Origin of the sequence: Cryobacterium algoricola (assembly GCF_004402485.1) — a bacterium.
In the GTDB taxonomy this organism is placed as follows: domain Bacteria; phylum Actinomycetota; class Actinomycetes; order Actinomycetales; family Microbacteriaceae; genus Cryobacterium; species Cryobacterium algoricola.
On the sequence record NZ_SOFG01000022.1, the window covers coordinates 55,141 to 80,422 of the forward strand.

The following is a 25,282-nucleotide window of genomic DNA, read 5'->3' on the forward strand; positions in this document are numbered from 1 at the left end:
CATTAGTAAGCGCTCTCCACTCGTACACCCTGATCTGCGTCCGCACTTCCACGGGCCATGCCTGCGCGTTCCAAGAGAGCCACGAGGTCAGAGAGGTTGGGTCGCATTCCCATCTTTTCCAAGTCCGCCATCACTCGCCCAACGTCCGACGATGCGCCCGGTGTCACACAAGAGAGACTCGCTACAACAGCGATCCATTCGGTTCCCGGGTCGACTTTCAAATACCGCCCGTTTGATTGAAGGAGCCCGTAGTAGTCGGCTCTTGATTCACTCGTCTCTCGCGTCTTGAGCGCGTAAGTGATCGCCTCCCAAACGTTCTTCCCCGAACCCACCCGCTCGTTACTGCTCAAGGCCTCAGTCAGGCTCCTTGCAAACCCCTCGTCGTCGCGCATTTCATCCATAACAGCGCCAAAGTCAGACGCCGCAGCAGAGCAGGCGTCCAATCGATCTGCGATCAACGACCTCAATCGTTCGCTCCGGTATACTCGCGCGACCAATTGGGGAGCAACATCCAAGGCGACGGTGCCCGCACGCGACGACCCCCAAGGCAAAACTGTACGGACCTCACTGCGCACGTCGCCCCAGGAGACGGTTTCTGATTTCAGCACGGCCCGCGCGAATGCCTCATTCCATGAGCACTCCCAGAGGAATCCCAGGCCCGTGGCCAGACGAAGGACGGTGGTTGCCCAATCTACCCAAACCCGAGCGGGTAGAGCCTCAACCCACTCGTCACTGGTGAGGCGGAGCCAGGCCGAGGCGAACCAATCAAACGGCGTTCCCGAATAATCGCCCTCGGGCACGCTTTCCGCAGAGGGTAACCCCGCTGGCAGTGGCGGCGGCTCCACGCGTTGGGAGCCCAAGATCGTTCGATCAACCGCGGAGTCAAGTGCGTTGAGCAATGGATCAATTTCCATTCGATGCTTCGCTGCTCGCAGCCATAAACGTGAGGCGGTGAGCAATTCCGGAGACGTAGACGCACCCAGAGCGAACAAGGATTCAATTATCATCGCCGTGTCGGGAGGCCCCTTGGTTCCGAGTGCTCCTCTCATATTCTGGAGGAGCGCGATCGAAGGCGTAAGTGGACTGGCCGGCTGGCCTCCACTCTTTTCAATCCTTACGCCATCAAGGCTGTTGAGGACGGCCTCCCCCAGAAGGTCTGATCCTCCTTCTATTTGCAACCCCGCCTTTTCCAACGCGTCGACGAATTCGACAAGTCGAATCCCGGTGGGAAGCGTCTGTTTCATTTTGATTAGTCGGCTGGTTCCACCATTTGTCCGAAAGAGCAGCCCAATCGGCTTACCAGCAATGTCCTTGACCATAGGTATTTCTGATGAATTATCCGTCGAGTTCTCTAGACGGTCCACATGGAGAATCTTCCAGGCCAACGCTGAGATAAAGGCTTCGGGAACGGCGACGTACTGGGGCCGCGGTAGCGACATAGAAATTCTCGACATCTAGAACGCCTCCCCAACGCTGAGCACCTCGTCAGTGAGGCCAACCACGACTCGATACCGTTGAGTATCCATCTGCTTCCCGGGTACCAACCTTGCAGCCCGGAACCTCTCGAGACGTGGCGATGTGATGTCAGAGAGTTCCGTAACACCGGCATACCCCTCTCCACATGCGAGGGCCTCACGAACAAGCGGGAAATCCAACAAAACGCGTCGAATTTCCTTTCCGCTTTCCTTTAGCCGGAGAAATAAAGACTCCGAGTCACGTGAGGTCTCCATTTCGATGGAACTTGTGCGGAGAGCGAGAATAGGACGGCTCTCTCCTGTAATTGGACTCGTCCTGCTGTCAAAAATAGGGATGAGTGACGCTCCATCCGTAGCGCCATGAACCCGCGCAGGCTTCAGCAGCGTCAGAAGCTGCGATTCCAACGTTCCCGGGATCTTGGGCGACAGAGCCCATGCGTTTGTCCAAATCTCAATTTCGCGTCTGAAAGCAGGTATACCGTTTGCGGTTGCGTACAAGCGCATGAGATAGCCGCTGTACCAAATCACGACTTCGGACCGTTGTTTCAGCTCCGAACAAGCGAGAGCCGCTACAAAAGCTTCGTCCAGACCGCGATCAAACGCTCCCACACAGTCCCGAAACGGGTCCTCTGGGCTGAGAGAGAGCATCAGCGCGTCCAGAGGAGAGCCATGGCCGGCTTCACTGGCAAATGCGTCAAAAAGAGGGGTGGCCCATCCATCTGAGGTCGGAGAGTTAGTGCCGGGAAGTGCATCACGGACCGGATCGACGAGACGAGTCAACCGGAGGACGGGATTCTGAAGGGCTTCGTCCTTTTGATCGGTTCCATCGCCGATCCCAAATATTGACTGGGTGTATCGAAAGGCCGCCAATGCACGGAGTTCAGCGAACCTTGCTAACGCTCGGGGCTGTACAGGTTGGGATGACTCTAGGAAATTCTCGATGTCAGCGCCTGCTATCTGGGCTGGCAGATCTCCAACCAGTGCCCTCACTAGGGCACCCCAAACCTCTCGGTAGGTCATCCTCTGGGAGGAGACTATCTCGGAGGCACGAAGCACCGAGAGAAAACCACTTAGAACGGCGTCTGAAGATAAGGAATCAAGATTGGCTTGAAATGGATTCAGAAAAGCCGGATCTCGCTCTTCGCTGTCGACTTGTAAGGCTTTGACTACGCCGGCGACGAGCTCCCCAGCAGGGAACTTGCGGGGATCTGAATCGCGACGCCTGTGGAATCTGGCGATGCGATACGACTCCCCGTTCACGCTTGGACCTACCGAGCTGAGCTGTGAAACGGTGGCGCTCGGAGATTCTTCGAACAGAGAACACACGTCCACGAACACGACCAATACATCAGCAAGATGTGCACCGGCGCTAAAGAGGCGCCCCGATCGCAAATAGTCGGTCTTAGTTTCGTTAGTTCGAACTTCCCACCCTGAGGGGCATTCAGGTGCCTTCAAGTTGTCCTCGCGAAGTAGCCAATCGATTACCGCCCCCTGCGGGCCATCTGACTCCCTCCCCAGAAGGGGGAAAACCGCCGACTCATCCACGAGGATCCCCCTATTTACACAGGCGAAGAAGTGTGTTTGATCTCTGGTCGCCGTATCAATGTCTCGACCCAGTGCGCCGCGCGAGTGCAGACGGTCCCCTATTGTCGCGTCATTGACGACGGTCAGGGGACGCGTAGGCGTCTCATATCTATAGGTTCGGTGTGCCAGCCCATCCTTCAACGGCGATTGCTCCTCCAGATCGGAGACCACATAGGCTGCAGCATGAGATTTTCCAGCGCCTGGCCCACCCACGAGGTAGAGCATTCGGGGCTGCGTGGACGTCTTGAGTCCCTCTCGAAACCAATCGAGGCCCGCCTGCATGCCCGCAGGACGCGGCGCAACAGCCCAGACTGAGCTCCGCAGATCTGGCTGGGCCGCGACGTCTCCCCCTCCCGTGGCTTGGCCCCATAGATCGCGCAGACCAGGCTTGAATACGTTCGTCAGTTCCAACAGTGTTCCCCCACGTCAGTAGAAAATTCAGACAAGCCGCACTGGAATTCAGCGTATCGCGGTTAACTGTCTCCACGCCGCACGTAAGCAGCCGCATTGCCGCTATCAATACCGCCTTCGACTTGGCCGAAAATGGTGTCGCTCCCACCCACCGCCCACGACCGTCAAGAGGCACCGCCGCTGCGCAAACGACGACGCGAATGTCCCCGTCGATTGCGGGATGAACCTTGCCAACCGGAAATCTAACCAGGGTGTTGGAAGTCGGGTTGGGACCCCGCCCGGCCGAAATCACGTTAGTGGACAGGCGACAGTGAATCTCGGGGCATTCTGGAAGGCCGGGACACCCCCACGTTTGCTGACGCTGACGGCTGCGTCCGCAGGCCGACGACAGGGTCACTGCCAATGCACCCAGATGTTCATGCGGCACCGGCTTACGAAGAGACTCAAAACGTAATTCGACCAATCGGTTCGGATCGAGCGACCCGCCGACGAGGTGTTCACCCCACCCGGCCGGATTCCAGAAAACGGCGGCCTTTCCTGACTCGCCCGTCGCTGCCATGACCCCGACCGGGATGATCTGGGCTGGGTTATGTCGGAGGCGCATCTTAGAATCGGGGGCAGCGCTTCGACGTGATCCGGCGGCTGTCCGGGTCGCCGTGACATGTCGCCGCACGAAGGGGAATCCGTGGACCAGATTGACTCTGAGACCGAGACCGACGGCGTTGCTGCCGCGGCCGTGACCGCAGGTGCCCCAGTTGCCGCAGCAGCGGCATCCGCCCGCATCGGGATCAGCTCGGTACCGTTCCTCTCCTATGCGATGGCGCACTGCCGGGTGCCGGTCGTCGACGAGATTGTGATCGAGAACCTCGGCGGCGAGCAGCGCGCTGCGACCCTCGAGGTCGAGGTCACAAGCGCCGCCGGGTCGCTCGGCGCCCCGCAGGTGGTCATCGTCGACCTCGGCGCGGGGCAGAGCACCACCCTGCGCACGGTCGAGCTCGTGCTCGACCCGGCGCTCATGCTCGCCGTCGAGGAGCAGCGGCCGGGCTCGATCCGCGCCACCCTGCGCGACGCCGCCGGCACCCTGCTCGCCGAGACGAGCGCGGCCGTGCAGATCCTCGCGTCCAGCCAGTGGATCGCCACTCCCCTGCACCTCGGCCTCGAACTCCTCGCCGCGCACGTGCAGCCCAACGCCGCCGCCATCGCGCCGCTGCTCGTCGAGGCGAGCGACTTGCTGCAGCAGCGCACGGGCGACTCCGCGCTCAGCGGGTACCAGTCCGAGAGCCCCGAGCGGGTCGACGCCACGGTCGAGGCGATCTTCGACGCGATGCGCGCCCGGGACATCCGTTACGCGGTCGGCCCGGCGAGCTGGGGCACCAGCGGGCAGAAGGTGCGCACGCCCGCCGAGGTGCTCGAGGGCCGGCTCGGCACCTGCCTCGACACCACCGTCACCCTCGCCGCCGCCCTCGAACAGGCCGGCCTCAACTCCACGCTCTGGCTGCTCGAGGGGCACATCTTCCTCGGCTACTGGCGGGTCAACTCGGCGCTCGGCGCGGTCGCCCACACGGATGTCGCCGACATCGTCAACCTCGTCGACCTCGGTTCGATCGGGCTCATTGAAACGACCGGTGCCACGGGCGGGTCGACCTCGATGCCGTTCGCCGAAGCGCGGCGGAGCCCGCACACGCAGTACCTTGCCGCGGGACTGGAGAAGTTCCTGGGCGTGACCGACGTGCGCACCGCCCGGCAGTCGCGGATCTGGCCGCTGCCGAGCCGCTCGGTCGGGTCCGACGGCGCGGTCACGGTGACGGTGTACCAGGCGGGCGCCGGGCCGGTGATTGCTCCGTACTATGCGCGGGGCGGGGCCGACGGGTCTGGGGCTTCGACCGCTCCCGAGGCGACCCCGGTGCCGCCGCGGGTTACCCAGTGGAAGAACGCGCTGCTCGACCTGAGCCTGCGTAACAAGCTGATCAACTACACCGACCGCTCCGGCTACCCGCTTTTCGTGCCCGGCCCGGCCGTCGCCCGCCTCGAGGACGCCATCAACGCCGGCACCCCGATCACCCTCGTGCCCAGCGACGCGGTGCCGAACGTGGACCGGGCCCGGGGCATCCGCTTCGGGAAGGATCTGCCGGAACAGACCCGCGAGCTGATGCTCGCCGACAAGAAGGGCGCGTTCGTGGACATCACGGAGGCGTCGTACACGAGCAAGCTGCGCTACCTCGCCAACAAGGCTCGCACGATCGTGGAGGAGACCGGCGCGAATAACCTCTACCTCACCTTCGGGATGCTGCACTGGCGCTTCAACGACCGCGAGCTGCGGTCGCCGCTCGTGCTGATCCCGGTGAACATGACGAGCGCGAGCCGCGGCTCCTCGTACCGGCTGACGATCGACGAGGCCGGGGCGTCCACGCCGAACTACTGCCTGCTCGAGAAGCTGCGGGCGAGCTTCGGGCTGGAGATCGCCGGGCTCGCGACCCCCGGGGAGGATGCCTCGGGCATCGACCTCGGCGCAGCCTTCACCGCGGTGCGCGAGGCGATCGCGGCGGCCGGGCTGCCGTTCCGGGTCGAGGAGACCGTGGAGCTGTCCATTCTGCAGTTCGTGAAGTTCCGGCTCTGGAAGGATCTCGACGAGAACTGGGAGGCCCTGTCGCAGAACAGCCTCGTCGCACACCTGATCAACACGCCACTGGATGCCTATGCCGACCCGGTCGCCGCGGCCGGCGCCGGCGGGGGTGGGGCGTGGAGCCTGGCCCAGCCGGCCGAGTCCCCGACGGCTCCCGCCTCGGGCGTTCCGTCCGTGGACCTCGACGCGCTCGGCGGCTCGGTGCCGGTGCCGGCGGACTCCTCCCAGCTCGAGGCGGTGGCCGAGGCCACGGCCGGCCGCACCTTCGTGCTCGAAGGCCCGCCCGGAACCGGCAAGTCGCAGACCATCACCAACCTGCTCGCCCGCGCCCTCGCCGACGGCAAGCGGGTGCTCTTCGTCGCCGAGAAGCGCGCCGCCCTCGACGTCGTGAAGAAACGCCTCGAAAGCGTCGGACTCGGCGACTTCTCCCTCGACCTGCACGACAAGGCCGCTCGGCCCGCCGCCGTGCGCGCCCAGATCAAGGCGGCCCTCGAGCTGCGCATCGACCCCGACCTGCCCGCCCTCGCCGCGAACCGCGAGGCCGCCGCCGCCAGCCGTGGCACCCTCGCCCGCTACGCCGACCGGCTGCACGAGGCCAACGCGGCCGGCCTCTCCCTCTACTCCGCCCGCACCCACGCCCTCGCCGCGGACGCCTCGGTCGAGCCGCTCGCCATCCCCGGCCCGCTCGTGGGCGGCTCCCCCGCCCCCGTGTTCGACGAGCTCCGGCACGTGCTGCGTCAGTTGCCTGAAGTGTCCGACCTGGCCCGCCCGAGCGCCGCGCACCCCTGGGGCTTCGTCGACGAACGACTCGGGCGCGGCGCCGGTGCGGGATCGGCGTCGGCCGAGTCCGCCGCCGAGGCGGTGCGGGCCGCCCGAGCGGTCGGCACGGTGTCCGTTGGGGCGACCTACGCGGGTACGGCCTCCACCGGGACCTCCGACGCCGGGGCCAGTGTCGGTGCCAATACTGCCGCGTCCCTGGCCGCAGGCTCGTCGCCGTCGACCGGCATCGCGATCGCGCTGCGCACGGCCGCGATCCACGCGGCCGGGCGCTCCTTCGACGACGCCCTCGTGGCGGCGCAGGCCGCCGGCTTCGACCTCGACACCCTGAACCGGATGCCCTCGGCCGCCCTCGCCGGGGAATGGCGCGACCTCGCCGCCGCACCCCGGCATTCCGTCAGCGCGGTCGACACCCTGCACACCGCCGAGTGGCGCGCGTTCATCGCCGGCCTCGAGAAGCACCTCGCGGCGCTGCGGGCGTCGCGTCCGGACTGGCTGACCCGGGTCGCGCCGACCGTGCTCGACCGTGATGTGCCCGGGATCCACGCGGCGGCCCTCGACGCAGACGCCGCCGGGTTCTTCGGCCGCAAGAAGAAGCGCCGCGCGGTGCTCGCGCAGATCGCCGACGCACTCACCGGCGACGCGGCATCCGTGCCAGAGAAGGCCGTGCCGCTCAAGATGCTCTCCACCCTGACCGCGGCCCTCGCCGCCGCGCACGCCGAGGCGCAGGGGCTGCGCGAGGCCGCGCTCACCCTGCCGGTGCCGCTCGTCGACGCGCGGTGGAACCCGTTCGTCGCGTCCGACGCCGAGGACCTCGCCACCGGTCTGGCCTGGCTCGGCTGGCTGGGCGACGCGCTCAACCGGCCCGCTCCCGCGGCTGCCGCAGCAGACTCCCCCACCCACACCGCCGACCTACGCGCCTACTACGCCTCCACCCCGCTCGGCGAGGGCCAGGAGCCGCTCACGGACCTCGCCGCGGCCTGGCAAACCCTCGACACCGCCGCCGACGTGCAGCCCGCCGACCGCGCCCGCTGGGCCGGCGAGCTCGGCTTCGTGTCCCGCTGGTGGGCGACCCGGGCCGCCCGCTCGGTCGATTCCGCCCAACCGGTCGTGCTCGAACGCTGGCTCGCCCTCGTGCGGCACCTCGAGCCGCTCCGCCGGCACGGACTCACCGACGCCCGCGCAGCACTGCTGGCCGGCAGCATCCCGGCCGAGGACGCCGCGCTCGCCTTCGACAGGGGCCTCGCCCTCGCCTCGATCACCGAACGCGAAGACGCCACCGCCCTCGGCGACTTCAACCTCGTGGCGCACAGCAAGACCATCACCCGGTTCACGGCGAGCACCCGTGCGGTGCGCGGCGAACTCCCCCGGGCGATCCCGGCCGAGGTGCTCGGGCTCCGCCGCTTCGACACGAACCTCGCCTCCGGGCAGGTCGGTGGCCTGCGCCGCCAGCTCGACCGGCAGCGCGGTGGTATGAGCGTGCGCGCCCTGCTCGAGAACTACGGCGAGCTGATCACCCAGGTGATGCCGTGCACCCTGATGAGCCCGGAATCCGTGGCCCGGTTCTTCCCCGCATCCGCGGCCCTGTTCGACATCGTGGTGTTCGACGAGGCCTCGCAGATCCGGGTGGCGGATGCGATCGGGGCGATGGGCCGGGCGGCGTCCGTGGTCGTGGTGGGCGACAGCAAGCAGATGCCGCCGACGAGCTTCGCCGAGGTGAGCGCGAACATCGACGACGAGGACGCCGGCCTCGACGGCCTCGGTACCGACGGTGTGCTCGGCGCCGTCGCGGACGAGGAGTCGATCCTCACCGAGTGCGTGCAGGCGCGGGTGCCCAGCAAGTGGCTCTCGTGGCACTACCGCAGCCAGGACGAGTCGCTCATCGCGTTCAGCAACCACTACTACTACGAGAGCCGGCTGTCGTCGTTCCCGGCGCCCGCTGCCAGCGTACTCAGCGACCACGGCGTCTCCCTCGTGCGGGTGGACGGCCAGTTCGAGCGCTCCGGTCGCGGCAAGGCGCTCCGCACCAACCCCGTCGAGGCCCGTGCGATCGTCGACGACATCGAGCGCCGCTTCACAGCCTCGCCGGGGGTCTCGCCCTCCGTGGGCGTGATCACCTTCAACGCCCAGCAGCGGGACCTCATCGAGAACCTGCTCCGCGACAGCGAGGACGAACGCATCGCCCTCGCCCTGGACGAGGTCGACGGCCTCTTCGTCAAGAACCTCGAGAATGTGCAGGGCGACGAGCGCGACAGCATCCTCTTCTCGATCGCGTTCAGCGCCAACGAGAAGGGCGTCGTGCCGCTTAACTTCGGGCCGCTCTCCCGGGCGGGCGGTGAGCGCCGCCTGAACGTGGCGATCACCCGTGCCCGGCGGCAGGTGGTGCTCTACGCGAGCTTCGACCCGGCGGTCCTGCGCGCGCAGGACACCAGCTCCATCGGCATCAAGCACCTCAAGGCCTACCTTGAGATGGCCGCAGCGGGCGCCGACGCCCTGAGCACGGATGTCCGCCGCCAGTCCACCGTGGACCGGCACCGCGACGACATCGCGGCCGCGCTCCGCACCGCGGGGCACGTCGTGCAGACCGACGTGGGCCTCTCCGACTTCCGGGTGGACCTGAGCCTGGCCTCGGCTGCGGACCCGTCGCGGCCTCTTGTCGCGGTGCTGCTCGACGGGCCGAACTGGCGCGCGCGGCGCACGGTCTCCGACCGCGACGGCCTGCCCGTGGACGTGCTCCAGGGCATCATGCGCTGGCCCGGCGTCGAACGGGTCTGGATGCCCGAGTGGCTGCACCACCGCGACGAGACCATCGCCCGGCTCGGCGCCGCGGTCGAGGCTGCCGCCGCCGCGGTTGCGGCTGGCGCTGTTGGGGCTGGCGCTGTTGGGGCTGGCGCTGTTGGGGCCGTGGGCGCACCGGGTCTACCGAATGCGACAGCAACAGCGGCAACCGCTCGTGTGCCCGCGGCCGCTTCCGCCGGGCTCTCGAGCGCCGACGCGACCGCCGAGCGGTCCGTACGACAGGAGCCGGCCGCGGCGATCGCGTCGAACGGCGTCGCGGCATCCGCCGGGAAGCTGGCCAGGACCAGCGCGACGTCATCCGCGCCGGAGCTGAGCACGGACTACGCCGAGTGGTCCCCCGGACGTCTCGGGGTGGTCGACGTGCTCGATGCCCTGCCGCGGACCGCGGCCACGGCGAAGGTGCAATCCGCGATTCGGGCGGCGGTCGAGGCCGAGGGTCCGATCCATAGCGCCCGGCTGATCAAGCTCGTGGCGGCGGCGTTCGGTCTCGACCGGGTGAACCAGGCGCGGGCGGCATCCATCGTGCGGTGTGTGCCCGCTGAGCTGCCGCTCGGCACCGACGAGCCGTTCTACTGGCCGGAGTCGATCGACCCATCCGGCTGGCACGGCGCCCGGCGGACCCCGCCCGGGGTCACCCGATCCCTGGAGCAGGTTCCGCTCGTGGAGATCGCCACCGCGATGCGGCTCGCGGCCGAGGCCGCGGCCGGCATCGACGACGCCGAGCTCAAGCGTGAGGCCCTCGCCTTCTTCGGCGGGCGCAGCACCCGCGGAACCGTCGGCGTCCGCCTCGACGCGGCCCTCGCCCTGGCCCTGGACACCGCCCGCCTCACCCGCACCCCCGCCGGCCTCCTCCTCCCCGGCCCCCGGTAACTGGCCTCCATCAGCCGCGCACAGGGCGCCTGGATGCTCCCACGTTCGTTCCTGCGACGGAGGCGTACCGTGCCGACGTGATCCGCAACTCAAAGGTGCGGCTGGTGCGCGTTTCCCGGTATTACGTTGCCGTGGGTATATCGCCGTTCCTCTGTATTTGCGAGATCTTGTCGCGTTCGCGGATCTTTTCCAAAGTTTCGATGTAGGACGTACGATCGGGTCCGAAGATGAGAACCCAGATGGCGACCGAGAACAGGACTCCCACCACTCCGGAAAGTGTTGCGAATAACTCCGTATACGCCGGAGTCAACAATTGGCCCATGTTACCCACGAAAAATACCGCGTGTAGGAGACAAAGCTGCCGCGAAACCTCAGTGCATTTGGGCCACTCTGCTTCGGTGACGGTCGACAGTTTCTCCATGCGCCGAATGAGGACGATCGCAGAAACAAACATGCCCAGTAGCACGAACCAGGAGACGGCGGGCTCCGTGAGATTGACGAGCAGCCAGAACGCGAGAGCCAGGGTCCCGTCCATGATTAGGCACACGAGGAGTAACAGAACCATTCCGTCAGTGCCACGCACTCTCGTGGACGAACCGACAGATCGCGGAAGTCCTGATTCGACGCTAATCGCCCGCAATTCGCGCCTAGCCAACTCAGAGGAAGTCCACCCGGGCCCGACGACCAAAAACCAAAGTCCCAGCGCTAAAAAGCTGGTGCCTGCCGACATCGACTCAGAGATGAGTTTGCCGAACTCGTTGTTGAATCGACCGGCCCCGGACGATGCCGCGATGTAGAGGAGCAGCACGACGAGGACTTCCCGCTCGGTCTGTGTGCCGGCTATCCATATGGATTTGTTAGCCTCGCGGATGCGTCCTGCCCTTCTAGCCAGACCTATTCCCGCCAGGGCCGACGACCCATAAATAAGGCCTGTTGAGAACTGCAACAGGTTAAAGCTCGGGTCGCGAGGCGAGAACGCCAAGGTACCGAACCCCTGGATCGAGAAGAGGGCGAAGACCACTGGCCAGCTCCAAAACAGCAGAATCAGCCAACGCCTTGGGCGTCTGCGAAGATTCGCACGCCAAGTCAACCAGATCAATGCAAGCATGACGCCGGACAGAAGCAAGCCCAACGCAAGAATCCTCACCGCCCACAAGAAATGGTCGTAAGCGTCACCCAACCAACCATCAGCGCAGGACAATCCGGAACAATGCAGGAAGTGTTGCTGGACGGTCGGTGACATCGCCAATACGAGGAATATGCCGGAGATGAACATCAGCATGGCAACGTAGCCAGTCGTAGCCAGCCGGACTGAGCCGACGGGTTTTTGGCCGGTACTTTCTTCTTCCGATAGCGGCGGGGTGCTTCGATGATGTCGACCTCGATCGAAAATACCCAAAGATGGCTCCTTTCGCGCGCCAACTCAAGTCGCCCCATTATGGTGTGATTCGTCGTCAGCCGGATGCCCGGCACCCGAAAAGGACAGGTACCCTCCGGCCTCCGTGATCGGCGAGCACGCCAAACAGTCCCGACACCGGCGACGGGCGCGCGGCGGGGCGGGACCTTGCCGTTGAGGTGATTCCCGGACACTTGTTGTTATGTACGCCTATGCGGCGTACATTCTGGGCATGACTGAATCCACGGCAAAGAGCGCACGACTGGCCATGCGGATGTCCCCGCGCGAGAAGACAACGATCGAACGCGCCGCCGCCGCCGTCGGCAGCACTGTCACGGAGTTCTCGGTCGACGCCCTCACCGCGCGCGCGGAGGAGGTCCTCTCCGATCGACGGGTGTTCGCCGTCTCGCCGGCCGCGTGGGACGAATTCCAGGAACGCCTCGATGCACCCGCCCGGCCAGTGGCCGAGCTGGTGGCGCTTCTGAGGCGACCGTCCGTCTTCGACGAATGACCCGGTACCGGCCTCCGGTTCCGCTGACGCCCAAGCACGTGCGAGAGAGTTTCGCCAGCGGCAACACGGTCTTGGACGACTGGCTCCGCACGCGGGCGCTCAAAAACGAGGTCTCCGGCGCCTCGCGCACCTTCGTGACCTGCCCAACCACCAACAGCACGGTGGTGGGCTACTACACGCTTGCCGCGTCCTCGGTCGACGTCGATCAGGCACCAGGCCGCGTGCGGAGGAACATGCCCGACCCGATCCCCGTCATCCTGCTCGGCCGCCTGGCGGTCGACTCGGGTCACCAGGGCGTCGGCCTCGGTGCTTCACTGCTCAGGGACGCGGTCATGCGAGCGGCCGGAGCCGCGGCATCCGTGGGGGCGCGGGCACTGCTGGTGCACGCCATCGACGACACCGCAACGAGTTGGTACCGGCACTTCGGGTTCGTGACGTCGCCGCTCGACGACCGAACCCTGTTCCTGACTCTCGGCGACATTCGCGCGAGCGCCGAGCGGGCCATCACCTAACGGCTCGGCTACTGCGGGGCCATCGCGACGCGGTCGCGACCGTCGCTCTTTGCCTGGTACAGGGCCGAGTCCGCGCGGGCGAGCCAGTGCGCGGTGCGTTCGCCGGCGTTCCGCACCGCCAGGCCGATGCTCACCGTGCAGACCAGCCCGGGGCCGATCTCGTCCCAGGCGAAGGAGCGCACGGCCTCGAGCAGGCGCTCGCAGGCCTTGGTCGCGGCCCCCGGGGTCGCGTCGCCGAAGACCAGGAGGAATTCCTCGCCGCCGAGCCGCACCGCGAGGTCGCTGTCCCGGATGGCCGCGGTCAGGATCGTGCCCATCTCGGCCAGCACCCGGTCGCCGGTGGCGTGGCCGTGGGCATCGTTGACGCGTTTGAAGTGGTCGAGGTCGACCATCGCCGCGCAGAGCGGCTGCGCGCGGTCCTTCGCCCGGCGCATCAGTGCCGGCAGTTGCCGCTCGAGTGCGCGCCGGTTCGGCAGCATCGTGAGCGGATCGGTGTGCGCCTGGTGGTCCAGTTTTTCCGCACGAATGCGCAGCACCTGCGCCTCGAGCTGCGACCGCTCGGTCTCGTGGCGGGCGTGTTCGATCTCGAGAGTGTTGATCAGCATCCGGGATTGCAGACCGGCCGTCTGCGTTGTGAGGCGCAGGGTCAACGCGTGTAGCGCCTCGGAATGGCCGAGCGCGAGCTCGAACCGGCCGCTCTCCTTGCACATCTGCACGAGGGCCCGATGCAACCGGGTGAGCCGCGCCGGGTCGTCCTCGACGAAGGGCGCCCCCAGCTGGGCGACCATCATGGCGGTCGCCTCGTCGATGCGTCCCTCCGACCGCACGATCTCGGCGAGTTGCACCTCGTTGTCGAGCCTGAGGTTGCGGTACCCGTTGGCCGTCGCGAGGCTCCTGGACAGCTCGACCTGCTCGCGCGCCTCGTCGTACCGGCCCAGCTCGATCAGGATATTGGCGAGATTGGTGCGCGCGATCGTCTCCCAGAAGGTGTGCCCCTGGCCGTTGGCGAGTGCTGCGGCCTGCTGCAGGTTGTCCAGGGCCTCGGCCAGCGCCTCCGCCTGGTCGAGACCGAGGGCTTTCTGGGCCAGGGCGAACTCCAGGCAGGTGTCACCGAGGTTGTTGAGGCCGGCGAATCGGGCCTCGGCGTCGTCGAGCTCGCTCGACAGGGCAAGCGCCTGCCGGCCCAGTTCGAGGGCGCGTGGCGAGTCGCCCGTGCCCACGTGCACCATCGAGGATCGGCTGAGCGCCCAGAATTCGGCGAGCCGGCTGCCGCTGGCCCGAGCGGCCGCGAGCGCGCCGAGCACGTGCCGCAGCGCGGGCTCGTGCAGGCCCGTCTCGTGGAAAGCCAGCGCCAGGGTGCAGTGCAGCTGCGACTGCCGCAGCAGTTCACCCGTGTCGACCAGGTATTCGAGCGCGAGCAGCCCGTGACGAACGGATGCCTCAACATCGCCGAGCCGCAACCGGTGCAGTGACAGGAGTTCGCGGGCCTGGGCCTCGTCACCGGGGGCGATCCCGAAGGTCGCGAGCACCTGCTCGGCTTGGGCGGCCCCGTCGAGGTGCCGGCCGTCGGCGCGCGAGCGTTCGCACGCGGCGAGCAGTGCCGCCGTCGAATACGAAGCGTGCTCCGGGACCGTGGTACCGGGCGCTGCCGGATCTCCACGCACGTCTGGTGCTGCCGCCTTCGAGTCCACCTTCAGCCCCCCGACTGTCTGTCGCTCATTCGAACCTAACACCGCACCGGGCCGAATTCAGCCGGAAAACAGCCCCCGAAAGGGCGGACCTGTGACCCTCCCCTGACCATCCCTGCAGGCGGATGCCCAGCGCGGCCCCGTAAGATCGGCGGATGACCGCAGCAACAGCATCCGTGCCCACCGACCCGCGCATCACCCTGTTCGGCGCGGAGTGGTGCAGCGACTGCCGCCGCTCGAAGAAGGTGCTCGACGGCCTGGACATCGACTACGACTACGTCGACCTCGAGGCCGTGGCGGACGGCGCGGACCGCGCCCACGCGATCAGCGGACGCACCCGGATCCCCGTGATCGTGTTCCCCGACGCGAGCCACCTCGTCGAGCCGAGCGACGCCGACCTGCGCGCCAAACTCGCGCAGTTCTCCGTGGAGGCCTGAGCCGTGCGCAGCCTTAAGGACTGGACCTTCCAGATGTGCGGGATCGCCGGTTTCGTCTGCTGTGCGATCGCGCTCGGCACCCTCTACTTCAACGCGGTGAACCACAACGCCTTCGTGGGCGTTGCGGTCCCGGTGGCGATCGTCGCCCTCGCCGCCGGCGGCATCGCGACCGCCAGGGCCCGCTGGCTCTGGACCAGCGGACGCGGCAACCCGCGCCGCTGACGCCCGGCCCCACCCGGCCCGGCAACTCCCGCTCCCGCGTCACCCGCACGGGGCCGTTTCCCCGACGGCGTAGCCGCGCTACGATGCCACGGAAACGGGGAGGCATCATGGGTGACACTGGCCAGGACAAGCGCATCGAGCGCTTCGGCAGCGACGAGGACATTGCGAACGCCGAGGCGGCGAAGCGGCAGGACGCGAAGGATGCCCGGGTGCGGCTGCTCCGCAGCAAGGCGGCGGTCTCCCGGTCGGAGGCCGATGCGATCGAGGCCATGCACCTCGACCCGGACACCCTCGAGGACCTCCTCGAGAACGCCAGCCCGCTCGAGGCGCGCCGGCTGGAGAAGTCCGAGCACGCGATCAGCCAGCGGGTCGCCAAGGCGAAGGCCGCGGCCGACGCCGCCGAGTACGAATACGAACAGGCCGTGCTCGAGCAGTACGACGACAGCAAGGGCTGACGCCGTACCGCCGGAGCCAGCCGTCACACGGTGTCGAGCGTGCCCTCGGCCTCGGCGACGATGCCCGCCGTCTTCAGGAAGCTGTCCGGGTTGAGCGAGATCGAGTCGATGCCTTCGCGCACCAGGAAGGCCGCGAAGTCCGGGTAGTTGCTCGGCGCCTGCCCGCAGATGCCGATCTTGATCCCGGCGGCGTGCGCCTTGCGAATGGCCTCGCTGATCATCCGCTTCACCGCGTCGTCGCGCTCGTCGAAGAGGCCGGCGAGGTCGCCGGCGTCCCTGTCGACGCCGAGCACGAGCTGGGTGAGGTCGTTCGAGCCGATCGAGAACCCGTCGAACCGGGTCGCGAACTCTTCGGCGAGGATCACGTTCGCGGGGATCTCGCACATCATGTAGACCTGCAGGCCGTTCTCGCCGCGGGTCAGCCCGTTCGCGGCCATCACGGCGAGCACCTTGTCCGCCTCGGCCACGGTGCGGCAGAACGGCACCATCACGATCACGTTGGCGAAGCCGATCTCCTCGCGCACCCGCTTGATCGCCCGGCACTCGAGCGCGAACCCCTCCCGGTAGCGGTCGTCATAGTAGCGGGAGGCGCCGCGGAAGCCGATCATCGGGTTCTCCTCGGTATGCTCGAAGGCGCTGCCACCGAGCAGGTGCGCGTACTCGTTGGTTTTGAAGTCGCTCATCCGCACGATCACCGGGTCGGGGTAGTACGGCGCGGTGAGCTTCGCGATGCCGAGCGCGAGCGTCTGCACGAAGTACTCCTTCGGGTCGGCGAAGCCGCGGGTGCGCTCGTGGATGCGCCGGAGCGCGGCCCGGTCGGTGACCCGCTCCGGGTGCACGAGCGCCATCGGGTGGATGGTGATCAGGTTGTTGATGATGAACTCCATCCGGGCCAGGCCGACGCCGGCGGCCGGCAGCCGCCACCACTCGAACGCGGCGGCGGGGCTCGCGATGTTCACCATCAGCTTGGTGCGGGTCGACGGCACCGTGCCGAGGTCCACCTCCTCGGTCTCGAAGGCGAGGGTTCCGGCGTAGACGAAGCCCTCGTCGCCCTCGGCGCAGGAGAGCGTGATCGCGGCGCCGTTGTGGATCAGGTCGGTTCCGGTGCCGGTGCCCACGACCGCGGGCACGCCGAGTTCCCGGCTGACGATCGCGGCGTGGCTGGTCGGCCCGCCGTGGTCGGTCACGATCCCGGAGGCCCGGGTCATGATCGGCACCCAGTCGGGGTCGGTCATCTCGGTGACGAGGATCGCGCCGTCGATGAAGTTGTCGATGTCGGCGGGGTCGCGGATCACGCACGCGGTCCCGGTCGCGATGCTGTCGCCGATCGCGACGCCGGAGACGATCAACGGCCCGCTCTCGAGCAGCCGGCTCACCGTGAAGACGGTGCCGCTCGCCTGCGACTGCACCGTCTCCGGCCGCGCCTGCACCATGTACAGCTCGTGGGTGACGCCATCCCTGGCCCACTCCATGTCCATCGGCCGGCCGTAGTGGTCTTCCACGATCACCGCCCAGCGGGCGAGCTGCACGATCTCGAGGTCGCTCAGCACGAACGAGTTCCGCTCCCGCAGCGGGGTGTCGATCACCCGGGTGCGGGCGCTGCCGCCCGCGGCGTAGACCATCTTGGTCGCCTTGGCGCCGAGGGTCTTCTCGATGATCGGGGTCAGTCCGGGGTCGGAGAGCAGCGACTTGAACACGAGGTACTTGTCCGGGTCGACGGCGCCCTGCACCACAGTCTCGCCGAGCCCCCAGGCCGCGCTGATCACGGCGGCGCCCGGGAAGCCGGTGTCGGTGTCGATCGAGAACATCACCCCGGACCCGCCCAGGTCGGAGCGGATCATCCGCTGCACCCCGATCGAGAGCGCCACGTCGAGGTGGTCGAAGCCCTTCACCTCGCGGTAGCTGATCGCCCGGTCGGTGAAGAGGCTCGCATAACAGCGGCGGCAGGCGGCGAGCAGATCCCGCTCCCCCGTCACGTTCAGGAAGGTCTCCTGCTGCCCGGCGAAGCTCGCGTCCGGCAGGTCCTCCGCGGTCGCGCTGCTCCGCACGGCGACGGCGAGGTTCGGCTGGCCGGAGCGCTCCGACAGCTGCCGGTACGCCGAGCGGATGCCCGCCGCCGTGTCCTCGGGGAACTCCCCGTTCAGGAACAGATCGCGCAGGGCCTCACCCGTGACCCGCAGCGTCGCCTCCCCGGCGTGGTAGCGGTCGAGGGCGGTCCGCAGGGCGGATTCGATGCCGTTCTCCGTGATGAACGCGCGGTAGGCATCCGCTGTCGTGGCGAACCCGTCGGGCACCCGCACGCCCTGGCCGGCGAGGGAGCCGACCATCTCACCGAGGGAGGCGTTCTTCCCGCCGACCTGGGGGATGTCGGCGAGGCCGATCTCTTCGAACCAGACCACATGACGCTCTGACATGATGACTCCCACCGCTCCTGTAGGAAGCCGCGACCCGGCGTCCCGTGGCGCCGACGGCATCCGTTCTTCGCAACCTACTGCTGCGCACGGGCCGCGGCTAGTGCCCGCGACCGGGGAGGCACCCGGCGCCGGGTGTTCCCCGGAAGTTCATCCGGGAGGCGTCCCCCGGGCGAGGGCCGATGGATTTTGGCCCTAGTCTGGGGGTTAGACAGATTCGATCGTTGGATTCCAGCTGCTGAGGGCACCTGTTCCAGGTGCGGTACCCGTCTGCCCCGGCGGCTGGAGAGGTGCATTCCCGGCACACTTCCGCCAGCGAGCGTAACCCGGATGGAGCTCCGGGGACCGCCGCTCGCGACGGCCCTGCCCCGGCTCCGTACTCGCGGACCCGGGTTGACGGGAACAAAGGGAATCACCATGACCGAATTCGTCCAGACAACCACCGAAACCAGCACCAGCACCCCGGCCAGGAAGTGGCTGCCCGTCCTCCTCGTCGCGATCGCCCTCGCGGCGGTCGGCACGGTCGGCGCCACGACCGCCGGAGCCAGCTCCGCCTCGGCCGCCGTACCGGTCGGCTCCGTGCGCGCGCCCGTCGCGCTCGGCCTCGCCGGCACCTTCGCGATCCTCTCCAAGACGGGCGTGACGGATGTCTACGCCTCGGCCATCACCGGAAACGTCGGCGCGAGCCCCATCACCGGTGCCGCCATCCACCTGAGCTGCCCGGAGGTGACCGGCCTGGTCTACTCCGTGGACGCAGCAGGTCCCGCGTGCGAGATCACCGCCCCGAGCATGCTCACGACCGCCATCGGCGACATGGGCACCGCGTACACCGATGCCGCCGGGCGCACCCTGCCCGACGCGATCGACCTGGGCGCCGGCGAGATCGGCGGCCTCACCCTGGCTCCCGGGCTCTACAAGTGGAACACCGGCGTGACGATCACGAGCGACGTCACCCTCAACGGCGGCCCGTCCGACGTGTTCATCTTCCAGATCTCGGGCAACATCACCCAGGCCTCCGCCACCCGGGTCACCCTCACCGGCGGGGCGCTCGCGAAGAACGTGTTCTGGCAGGCCGCCGGCTCCGTCGCGGTCGGCACCACCGCGCACTTCGAGGGCACCGTCCTCGGCAAGTCCCTCGTCGCCCTGAAGACCGGCGCGACAGTCGACGGGCGCCTGCTGTCGCAGACCGCGGTCACCCTGCAGAAGAACACGGTCACCGAGCCCGCCCTGTAGGCGGACGCCGCGGCATCCGCTCACCGGGTGCACATACGAAAAGCCCGGAACAGCGATCTCGCAGTTCCGGGCCTTTCCATGCGCCGGCGTGCATCGCCGGCGTTTGTTAATCCAGTTGTTACATGCGCTTGAAGATCGCCACCGGGATCGCCTGGTGCACGATCTGGGTGACCGTCGCGCCGCCGCCGGCCGTGGCCTCACCGGCGATCGTCATCGCGAAGTCGAGGGTCAGGCCGTAGGTGTCCGGCGTCAGGATACCGATGGGGTTCGACTCGAGCTGGAAGCCGCCCTTGGGCGAGGTGACGAGCAGCCCGCCGGGACCGGTGAGCGCCTCGGGGTCGAGGGTCGCGGCGATCGGGTTCACGTTGAGCACGAACGGGGTGGTGCTCGCACCGCTCGCCGTGGTCGTCGTCGCGGTGACCGTGATGTTGGACATGTAGACGTGACGCTTGGTGCCGAACGGGGCCTCCGGTGCCTGCGCACGGTCGAAGACGCTGATCACGAACGAGAAACGCTTGTCGCTGTCCGTGTACCATTCGTGGGTCTTCTGCTCCGTCCACATGTCGAGCTGGAGTTCCAGCTGGGGCGCGAGCTGGATCGTCGGGTGGATCGAGCCCATGTCGGTGAACACGGAGTCGAAGACGAGCGGGGCCGCGGTGGCCGTGGGTGCGGCCGTTGCCGAGACCTGGCTGGCCTGATCGATCGGCGCGAAGCCGACGAGGGCCGCGACGCTCGTGCATGAGGTGAGGGTAAGGGACAGAATGGCGACGCCGGTGACGGCAGCAATTCGGGTAAGCCAGCGGGACATGGTGGAACTTTCGGGTCGGGTAGCCGTCTGCATTAATATGCTGAACACATAGTGGCATACCCGGGACACCCGTGTCCCCTTTTTAGGGGACCGATTCCCGGATGTTATCCGGTTGTGTCCCCCGGGAGCCCACCCGTTCAGGGGACCGAAGCCCACTCCGATGCCACTAATCTGGGTCTATGGCCGACGCCCCCCCGCTCCCCGATCCGTTGCCGCTGGAGTTCCAGCGTCCGCCGCGGTGGCCCACGCCGACCCTCGACTGGGTCGCAGGGAACCAGGGCTGGGAGCCGCCCTCCGGATGGACGCCGGTCCCGGGGTGCTCCCCCGCGCCTCCCGGCTGGGTGTTCTGGACCCGCTCGGAGGAGGGCTGGGCGCGCTTCGCGGAGGAGAACCTCGCCCCGGCGAAACGGTCCCTCTGGATCGGCGTCGGAGTCTTCGTCGCCGGCCTGCTTCTGACCGTCCTCGGCCTGGCGGCCACCCACAATGCCCTTTTCCTCGTCTTCGTTGCGGCGATCGTCGCGGGTCCGATCCTGACGATCCGCGCGGGCTCGCGGCTCAAGGAGATCGACGACGGCCTGCTGGACCGGGTGCGCGCCCTCGCGCCCCAGTACAAGCACACCCTGCAGCGCCTCGCCTACAACAAGTACCTCCGCTCGTTCGGCCCGCTGTCATGACCCCGGAGATCGCCGCCGGGATCCTCAACGTTCCGGCCGGCGCGAGCCGCAGCGAGATCGACAAGCAGTTCCGCAAGCAGGCGCGCGCGCACCACCCCGACCTCCTCGCCGGGGCCTCCGCGGAGACCCTCGCGGCCGCGACCACCGAATTCGTGCGGATGTCCACCGCGCGCGACGTGCTCTACGGCGAACTCGACCGGGTGGCCGCGCTCATCCAGAAGACGGATGCCCCGAGGCCGCCACGCGCACCCGCTGCGGCCCGGCAGGCGCCGGCCCAGAACCCCGCTCCCACGAGCACCGCGGCACCGTCCGGCCAGACCGGTCCTCCGTCCAGCCGTGCCGGGTCCACCGCGCCGGGCACTCCCGGCGGGAGCCCCGCTGCCGCCGCCGACCCGCGCGGCGCCGAGGCACGCGAGCCGCAGCAACAGCGGCCGGCCGAGAACCCGCAGGCCCAGTTCGGTCCCCGTGCCGGCTGGACCACCCGGGGACCCGATGACCCGTACATCCGCCGCGGACCCGTGCCGCCGCCGCCCTCCCCGGTCCGGCGGACCCCGATGGATCCGCGCGACAGCAGGATTCCCCGCCAGGCCCCGGGCACACCGTCGAACCCGCTCGATCCGTCGAGCTTCCAGTACCCGCCGGTGCAGCAGCATCCGCAGGCCCCGGACCCGCAGAACCCGGCCGCACGCCCGAACCCGCAGTACGGGGCTCCGCTGCCGTTGCCGATCGACCGGCGCCGGGCCTTCGTCGACCGCCGCGACCCGGACCGGGCCGGCTTGCCGTACCCGAACGACCGACGCCGGGCGCCGGCGGACCGGAGGGACCCGCGGAACGCCGACAACTTCCCGGAGAACCGCCGCAGCCCGCACCCCGACGCCTTCTACCGAGCCGACCCGCAGCAGGAGCTGGGCGCCCCCGGCAGCGAGGTTCCCCCGGCCCGGCCGCGGCACAGCACCGGGCCGCAGGCCCCCTCCCCGTCACAGCAGCCCGACCCGCAGTCGTCACAGCAGGGACCTCCGGTTCAGCCGGACCAGCGGCAGCGGCCGCCGGCCCACGAGGAGCGCCGGAAGCGGCCGGCCTCGTTCGTCCCTCCTGGCTTCGTGCCGGTCGGCTCCGCCCCGACGGGGTCGATGCCCGCGACGACGCCCGGCGTCCCGGCGCCGCCGACCGTTGGCACCGTCGGGCTCCCGGGCGCCGACCCGCAGGCCAGTCCGATGTCCTTCGCCGACTTCGTGCTCGCCCGGGACGCGCAGGCCTGGATCCCCTACGTGGAGAACGCGCTCCCGCCGACTCCCCCGCGCCGCGCCGGCTGACCCGGCCCGGCGCATCCGCTGGGACCGGTCAGGCTTCCATGTCGTCGTGGGTGACGATGCGGATCAGCTCGACGCTGCCGTCGGGCTTCTGCCAGAAGTGCATCCGGCGCGCGGCCGGCGTGTTCTGCTCGATCGACACCCGCATGCAGCGGGCTCCGTCCCAGCGCAGCAGGTGCGGGTCCGCGGGTCCTGCGCCTTGGCGCAGGGCGTGCAGGTGCCGGCCCTGCAGGGTCTTGACGCGGCCGGTCAGCACGTCGACGGATGCCTTGAACGCCTTCGCGAGCTGGCCGTCGTCGAGCCCGCTCAGGGACTCCGCGAACCGGTCGGACAGCCCGTAGCTGTGCGGCAGCGGCCATTCCTCGCGGTCGGATTCCGGAACCCGGTCGACCCAGGCGAGGGCGATCTCGTGGCGGACCCAGCTGGTGGCATCCTCCCAGAGGGCGCGGCGGGTTTCGTATTCGCTGCTGGGGGCGGGGGCGACGACGGTCCGGCGGGACTCGCGCAGCATCCGCTTCTGGGTGCGCTGCTCGTCGCGGAGCTCGGCGACGGTGTGGCGCAGGGTGCCGAGTTCGACGAGCGCGTCGCGGAGCTGCAGCTGGGCGGAACGGGCCTGCTCGCGCAGGCGGGCGAGGTCGGACTCTGTGCTTCCGGCCTCGACGAGTTGCGCCTCGAGCCGGGTGATCTTCGCCTTCGCCTCGGCGAGGGAGAGCTGGGTCGACTGCAGAGCGGACACCGACGTCGGTGCGCACGGCGCCGGGGTCGGGCCGACCCGGAACGGGATCGCGCCGGCGGTCGCGGGCGTCGGCCGGCGCACGGCGTGCACGCGGCCGGGTCCGGGGAACGGGCGCGGCAGGGTCGGACGGGGAGTGGCGAAGTCGGCGGGCGATGGCCGCATGGCGCCGGCACCGGCATCAGCCGGACCGGTCTCGCCATGCAGGTCGTCCGCCGCAAGGCCGGCACCGGCCGCACGGGCGAAGCCGGCCAGCCCCGTTGCGGACATGGCCGGGTCGAAGACGAGGTCGTCTGCCCCTGCGGTCTCGTCGTCCTCGACGAGCGCGAGCAGCGGGCGGTTCTCGCGCAGCCACGGCGGCCCGTTGAGCACGGCGGCGAGCGGAGGCAACACCGGCTCGTCGTCGTCGACGTCGCTGAGCACGAGGTGCAGGGCGCCGCTCGGCAGGTGCATGACCCGCGCGGCGACGACGTCGCCTTCGGAGAGGAGCGTGTCGACGAGGTCGCGCGGGTTGGCCGAGATGTCGGCGCGGGTGATGGTGAAGGTGAGGTGCGGGTGCAGGGCGAGGACGGCCTTCTGCGCGCTGACCTTCTGCACCAGCGCAAGGGTGACGCTGCCGTGCGGGTACCGCTCGGCGATCACCTCGGTGGTCGGCGGTTTGAGCTCGACGTTCAGCCGGTGGGTCGGGGCGTCGAGGGCGCCCTGGATGCGCTGGCCCGGAGAGAGGGTCCAGTCCAGCGGGACCGGCGGGTAGGTGAGTTCCTGCCAGATGGTCGCCATGCCGCCGCCGTCGAGTTCGACGAGGGCGCGGGAACCGTGCAGCATGAAGCCCTTGACGGTTCCGGTGACGGTGATGACGGATGCCGGGGCGAGCGCGAAGAGACCCGCGTGGTGGGCGTGCGCGAGGGCATCCGTGACGAGCTGGTCGGTCGCGTGCTGGGGATCGCCGTGGGTGAAGCGCAGCCGGGACCTGGCCAGGTCGGCGAAGGGGTTCGGCCCGGTGGGGTACGAGCGGCCGGCGCTGCCGTAGACCTGGAACTGGGCCGGGAGCAGGTCACCGAGCTGTCGGGTGAGTTCGCCGGTCTGCACCAGGAACACGCGCGCGACGTCGCCGATCTGGGTGGCGAGCTGGTCGATGCCGATCTCGGGGACGGCCGTTCCGAACGGCGAGGAGACGACGACCCAGGGTCGATCACGGGCAGGGTCGTGAAGGCCGATCGCAAGCTGCTGCACCGCGGAGCTGGTCTCAACGCGGGTATACACGGCTGTCTCCTCCCCGGGCCCGTGGATAGGCCGTGGGAATAAGGCTACGCCAGTATTCTAGGCGGATTGCTCCATTCGTTAAGTTACAGGGTGTATATGAAGCATTGTGTGCGAGTTGCCTACCCGGGACTCACGCTATGACGCAGGATGCACCTCAGACGGGGGCGGCGGCGCTTCCGGGCCGGTCACCGCCGGTTTCGCAGGTTGCGGAGTCAGCGACCGGCTCCGGGGAAAGCCCCGACCAGGGCGATTCCGAGGTTCGCGGCCAGATAGGCGAAGACCCCGAGACCGACGACGACTTCGAGGGGGGCGAGGACGAGGCGCTGCAGCCTCGCCGAGCGCATCTGGTTGTCGAGCACGGTGAACCGCTCCATCAGGCCTTCTCCCGCGCCGACCGGCACGGTTTCGGCCCAACTCGCGGGGTTGTCGAGCAGCGCGATCACTTCGAAGCGTTCGAGGGGCGCGAGGACGCGCGGCAGGGCCGTGAGCCACGACACGAGGTCGGCGGCGTCGAGCACGGTGACCGCGTTCGTCGGGCCGTCGTGGACGACGCCCTTCGGCCCGACGAACGCGAGCACCGGGTGGATCGGGACGGTGAAGCCGAGGTATGCCCGCAGGAGCGTGTCGATGCGCTCGCCCTCGAAGGCGGCGTGTTCGAGGTAGGGCACCGCGCGGTCCCCGACGGTGACGGCCTCGCCGGCCACCCGCACCGGCAGGCCGCGGTGCTGCTTGGTGTTGATGGTGACGACGCCGCAGGGGCCGACGACAACATGGTCGATGTCCCAGCCGTTCACCCCGACGGGAAGCCCGTGGAAGACCGCCCACTCCGGCGGCAGCTGGGCGAGGAGGGCGCCGACGGCGAGTTCGCCCTGCGCGCCGCGATACCAGCCGAGGGCATTGCCGCCGAGCGGGGACCGGCCGAGGAAGCGGGCGAGACGGGTACGGCGCGGGTGGGCGCCCTGTTGGCGGAGCAGTTTGTCGATGATGGCCTGGGCGGCGAACCGGCGGCGCATGCCCTCGTTTTCGACGCGGCCGTCGCCGATACTGTCCGGATCGATTGTGCTTTTTCCGACCATGTGATTGCTCCCCC

At 68.4% G+C, this 25,282-nt stretch carries 17 protein-coding genes; 9 read left to right on the forward strand and 8 right to left on the reverse strand.

The features are described from left to right. Nucleotides 1–2 precede the first annotated feature (2 nt). Complete coding sequence (locus E3O44_RS15810) at nt 3–1,454, reverse strand: hypothetical protein (RefSeq protein WP_134535738.1); 1,452 nt, start codon at nt 1,452–1,454, stop codon at nt 3–5. Next, complete coding sequence (locus E3O44_RS15815; RefSeq protein WP_134535739.1) at nt 1,455–3,284, reverse strand: hypothetical protein; 1,830 nt, start codon at nt 3,282–3,284, stop codon at nt 1,455–1,457. An 871-nt stretch (nt 3,285–4,155) separates the two neighbouring features. Between E3O44_RS15815 and E3O44_RS19440 the strand changes: the two genes are divergently transcribed. Beyond that, nucleotides 4,156–10,539: a DUF3320 domain-containing protein gene (locus tag E3O44_RS19440; protein WP_241976376.1), complete on the forward strand. Its 6,384-nt coding sequence runs from the start codon at nt 4,156–4,158 to the stop codon at nt 10,537–10,539. A gap of 121 nt (nt 10,540–10,660) precedes the next feature. Here E3O44_RS19440 and E3O44_RS15830 read toward each other — a convergent pair whose 3' ends face one another. Beyond that, nucleotides 10,661–11,938, reverse strand: a complete 1,278-nt coding sequence (locus E3O44_RS15830) for a hypothetical protein (RefSeq protein ID WP_134535740.1) — start codon at nt 11,936–11,938, stop codon at nt 10,661–10,663. Nucleotides 11,939–12,167: 229 nt separating this feature from the next. Here E3O44_RS15830 and E3O44_RS15835 point away from each other — a divergent pair, with 229 nt between their 5' ends. Beyond that, nucleotides 12,168–12,446, forward strand: coding sequence for a type II toxin-antitoxin system TacA family antitoxin (locus E3O44_RS15835; protein WP_166792684.1), 279 nt, complete (start codon nt 12,168–12,170; stop codon nt 12,444–12,446). Next, a complete protein-coding gene (locus tag E3O44_RS15840) occupies nt 12,443–12,958 on the forward strand; it encodes a GNAT family N-acetyltransferase (RefSeq protein ID WP_134535742.1) in 516 nt (171 codons plus the stop codon). Before E3O44_RS15835 ends, E3O44_RS15840 begins: the two co-directional genes overlap by 4 nt. 8 nt (nt 12,959–12,966) lie before the next feature. On the opposite strand, the gene E3O44_RS15845 is transcribed toward E3O44_RS15840, so the two are convergent. Beyond that, nucleotides 12,967–14,649 (reverse strand): tetratricopeptide repeat-containing diguanylate cyclase, encoded by a 1,683-nt coding sequence (locus E3O44_RS15845; protein WP_134535743.1) that lies wholly within the window; start codon nt 14,647–14,649, stop codon nt 12,967–12,969. Between the two features lie 152 nt (nt 14,650–14,801). On the opposite strand from E3O44_RS15845, the gene E3O44_RS15850 reads away from it, so the two are divergent. The 3 genes from E3O44_RS15850 (at nt 14,802) to E3O44_RS15860 (ending at nt 15,760) form a co-directional block, all read left to right on the forward strand. Further along, nucleotides 14,802–15,083 (forward strand): glutaredoxin family protein, encoded by a 282-nt coding sequence (locus tag E3O44_RS15850; RefSeq protein ID WP_134535744.1) that lies wholly within the window; start codon nt 14,802–14,804, stop codon nt 15,081–15,083. 3 nt (nt 15,084–15,086) lie between these two features. Further along, on the forward strand, nt 15,087–15,305 hold the full coding sequence (locus tag E3O44_RS15855; RefSeq protein ID WP_134535745.1) for a hypothetical protein: 219 nt from the start codon (nt 15,087–15,089) through the stop codon (nt 15,303–15,305). A 107-nt stretch (nt 15,306–15,412) separates the two neighbouring features. Then, the gene (locus E3O44_RS15860) at nt 15,413–15,760 is read left to right on the forward strand and encodes a hypothetical protein (protein ID WP_134535746.1); all 348 of its coding nucleotides are present in this window, start codon (nt 15,413–15,415) and stop codon (nt 15,758–15,760) included. A gap of 23 nt (nt 15,761–15,783) precedes the next feature. Here the strand turns inward: E3O44_RS15860 and ppsA are convergent, their stop codons facing one another. Further along, the gene (gene ppsA, locus E3O44_RS15865) at nt 15,784–18,174 is read right to left on the reverse strand and encodes a phosphoenolpyruvate synthase (RefSeq protein ID WP_134535747.1); all 2,391 of its coding nucleotides are present in this window, start codon (nt 18,172–18,174) and stop codon (nt 15,784–15,786) included. 414 nt (nt 18,175–18,588) lie between these two features. Here ppsA and E3O44_RS15870 point away from each other — a divergent pair, with 414 nt between their 5' ends. Further along, nucleotides 18,589–19,404 (forward strand): ice-binding family protein, encoded by an 816-nt coding sequence (locus tag E3O44_RS15870; RefSeq protein WP_134535748.1) that lies wholly within the window; start codon nt 18,589–18,591, stop codon nt 19,402–19,404. A 118-nt stretch (nt 19,405–19,522) separates the two neighbouring features. Here the strand turns inward: E3O44_RS15870 and E3O44_RS15875 are convergent, their stop codons facing one another. Continuing rightward, nucleotides 19,523–20,212 (reverse strand): hypothetical protein, encoded by a 690-nt coding sequence (locus tag E3O44_RS15875; RefSeq protein ID WP_134535749.1) that lies wholly within the window; start codon nt 20,210–20,212, stop codon nt 19,523–19,525. Nucleotides 20,213–20,391: 179 nt separating this feature from the next. Between E3O44_RS15875 and E3O44_RS19290 the strand changes: the two genes are divergently transcribed. Next, nucleotides 20,392–20,886: a hypothetical protein gene (locus E3O44_RS19290; protein ID WP_166792685.1), complete on the forward strand. Its 495-nt coding sequence runs from the start codon at nt 20,392–20,394 to the stop codon at nt 20,884–20,886. Next, nucleotides 20,883–22,199: a J domain-containing protein gene (locus E3O44_RS15880; protein WP_166792686.1), complete on the forward strand. Its 1,317-nt coding sequence runs from the start codon at nt 20,883–20,885 to the stop codon at nt 22,197–22,199. Before E3O44_RS19290 ends, E3O44_RS15880 begins: the two co-directional genes overlap by 4 nt. A gap of 28 nt (nt 22,200–22,227) precedes the next feature. Here E3O44_RS15880 and E3O44_RS15885 read toward each other — a convergent pair whose 3' ends face one another. Together E3O44_RS15885 and E3O44_RS15890 are read right to left on the reverse strand one after the other, a co-directional pair. Further along, on the reverse strand, nt 22,228–24,192 hold the full coding sequence (locus E3O44_RS15885; RefSeq protein ID WP_134535751.1) for a hypothetical protein: 1,965 nt from the start codon (nt 24,190–24,192) through the stop codon (nt 22,228–22,230). 212 nt (nt 24,193–24,404) lie between these two features. Beyond that, nucleotides 24,405–25,268 (reverse strand): nuclease-related domain-containing protein, encoded by an 864-nt coding sequence (locus E3O44_RS15890; RefSeq protein ID WP_134535752.1) that lies wholly within the window; start codon nt 25,266–25,268, stop codon nt 24,405–24,407. Nucleotides 25,269–25,282 lie beyond the last annotated feature (14 nt).

Bases quoted from the DNA above. Each gene is read 5' to 3' on its own strand.
- E3O44_RS15815 (WP_134535739.1), bottom strand. From the start codon at position 3,284: ATGCTCTACCTCGTGGGTGGGCCAGGCGCTGGAAAATCTCATGCTGCA.
- E3O44_RS15840 (WP_134535742.1), top strand. From the start codon at position 12,443: ATGACCCGGTACCGGCCTCCGGTTCCGCTGACGCCCAAGCACGTGCGA.
- E3O44_RS15875 (WP_134535749.1), bottom strand. From the start codon at position 20,212: ATGTCCCGCTGGCTTACCCGAATTGCTGCCGTCACCGGCGTCGCCATT.
- E3O44_RS19290 (WP_166792685.1), top strand. From the start codon at position 20,392: ATGGCCGACGCCCCCCCGCTCCCCGATCCGTTGCCGCTGGAGTTCCAG.
- E3O44_RS15860 (WP_134535746.1), top strand. From the start codon at position 15,413: ATGGGTGACACTGGCCAGGACAAGCGCATCGAGCGCTTCGGCAGCGAC.
- E3O44_RS15850 (WP_134535744.1), top strand. From the start codon at position 14,802: ATGACCGCAGCAACAGCATCCGTGCCCACCGACCCGCGCATCACCCTG.
- ppsA (WP_134535747.1), bottom strand. From the start codon at position 18,174: ATGTCAGAGCGTCATGTGGTCTGGTTCGAAGAGATCGGCCTCGCCGAC.
- E3O44_RS15890 (WP_134535752.1), bottom strand. From the start codon at position 25,268: ATGGTCGGAAAAAGCACAATCGATCCGGACAGTATCGGCGACGGCCGC.
- E3O44_RS15870 (WP_134535748.1), top strand. From the start codon at position 18,589: ATGACCGAATTCGTCCAGACAACCACCGAAACCAGCACCAGCACCCCG.
- E3O44_RS15810 (WP_134535738.1), bottom strand. From the start codon at position 1,454: ATGTCGAGAATTTCTATGTCGCTACCGCGGCCCCAGTACGTCGCCGTT.
- E3O44_RS15835 (WP_166792684.1), top strand. From the start codon at position 12,168: ATGACTGAATCCACGGCAAAGAGCGCACGACTGGCCATGCGGATGTCC.
- E3O44_RS15880 (WP_166792686.1), top strand. From the start codon at position 20,883: ATGACCCCGGAGATCGCCGCCGGGATCCTCAACGTTCCGGCCGGCGCG.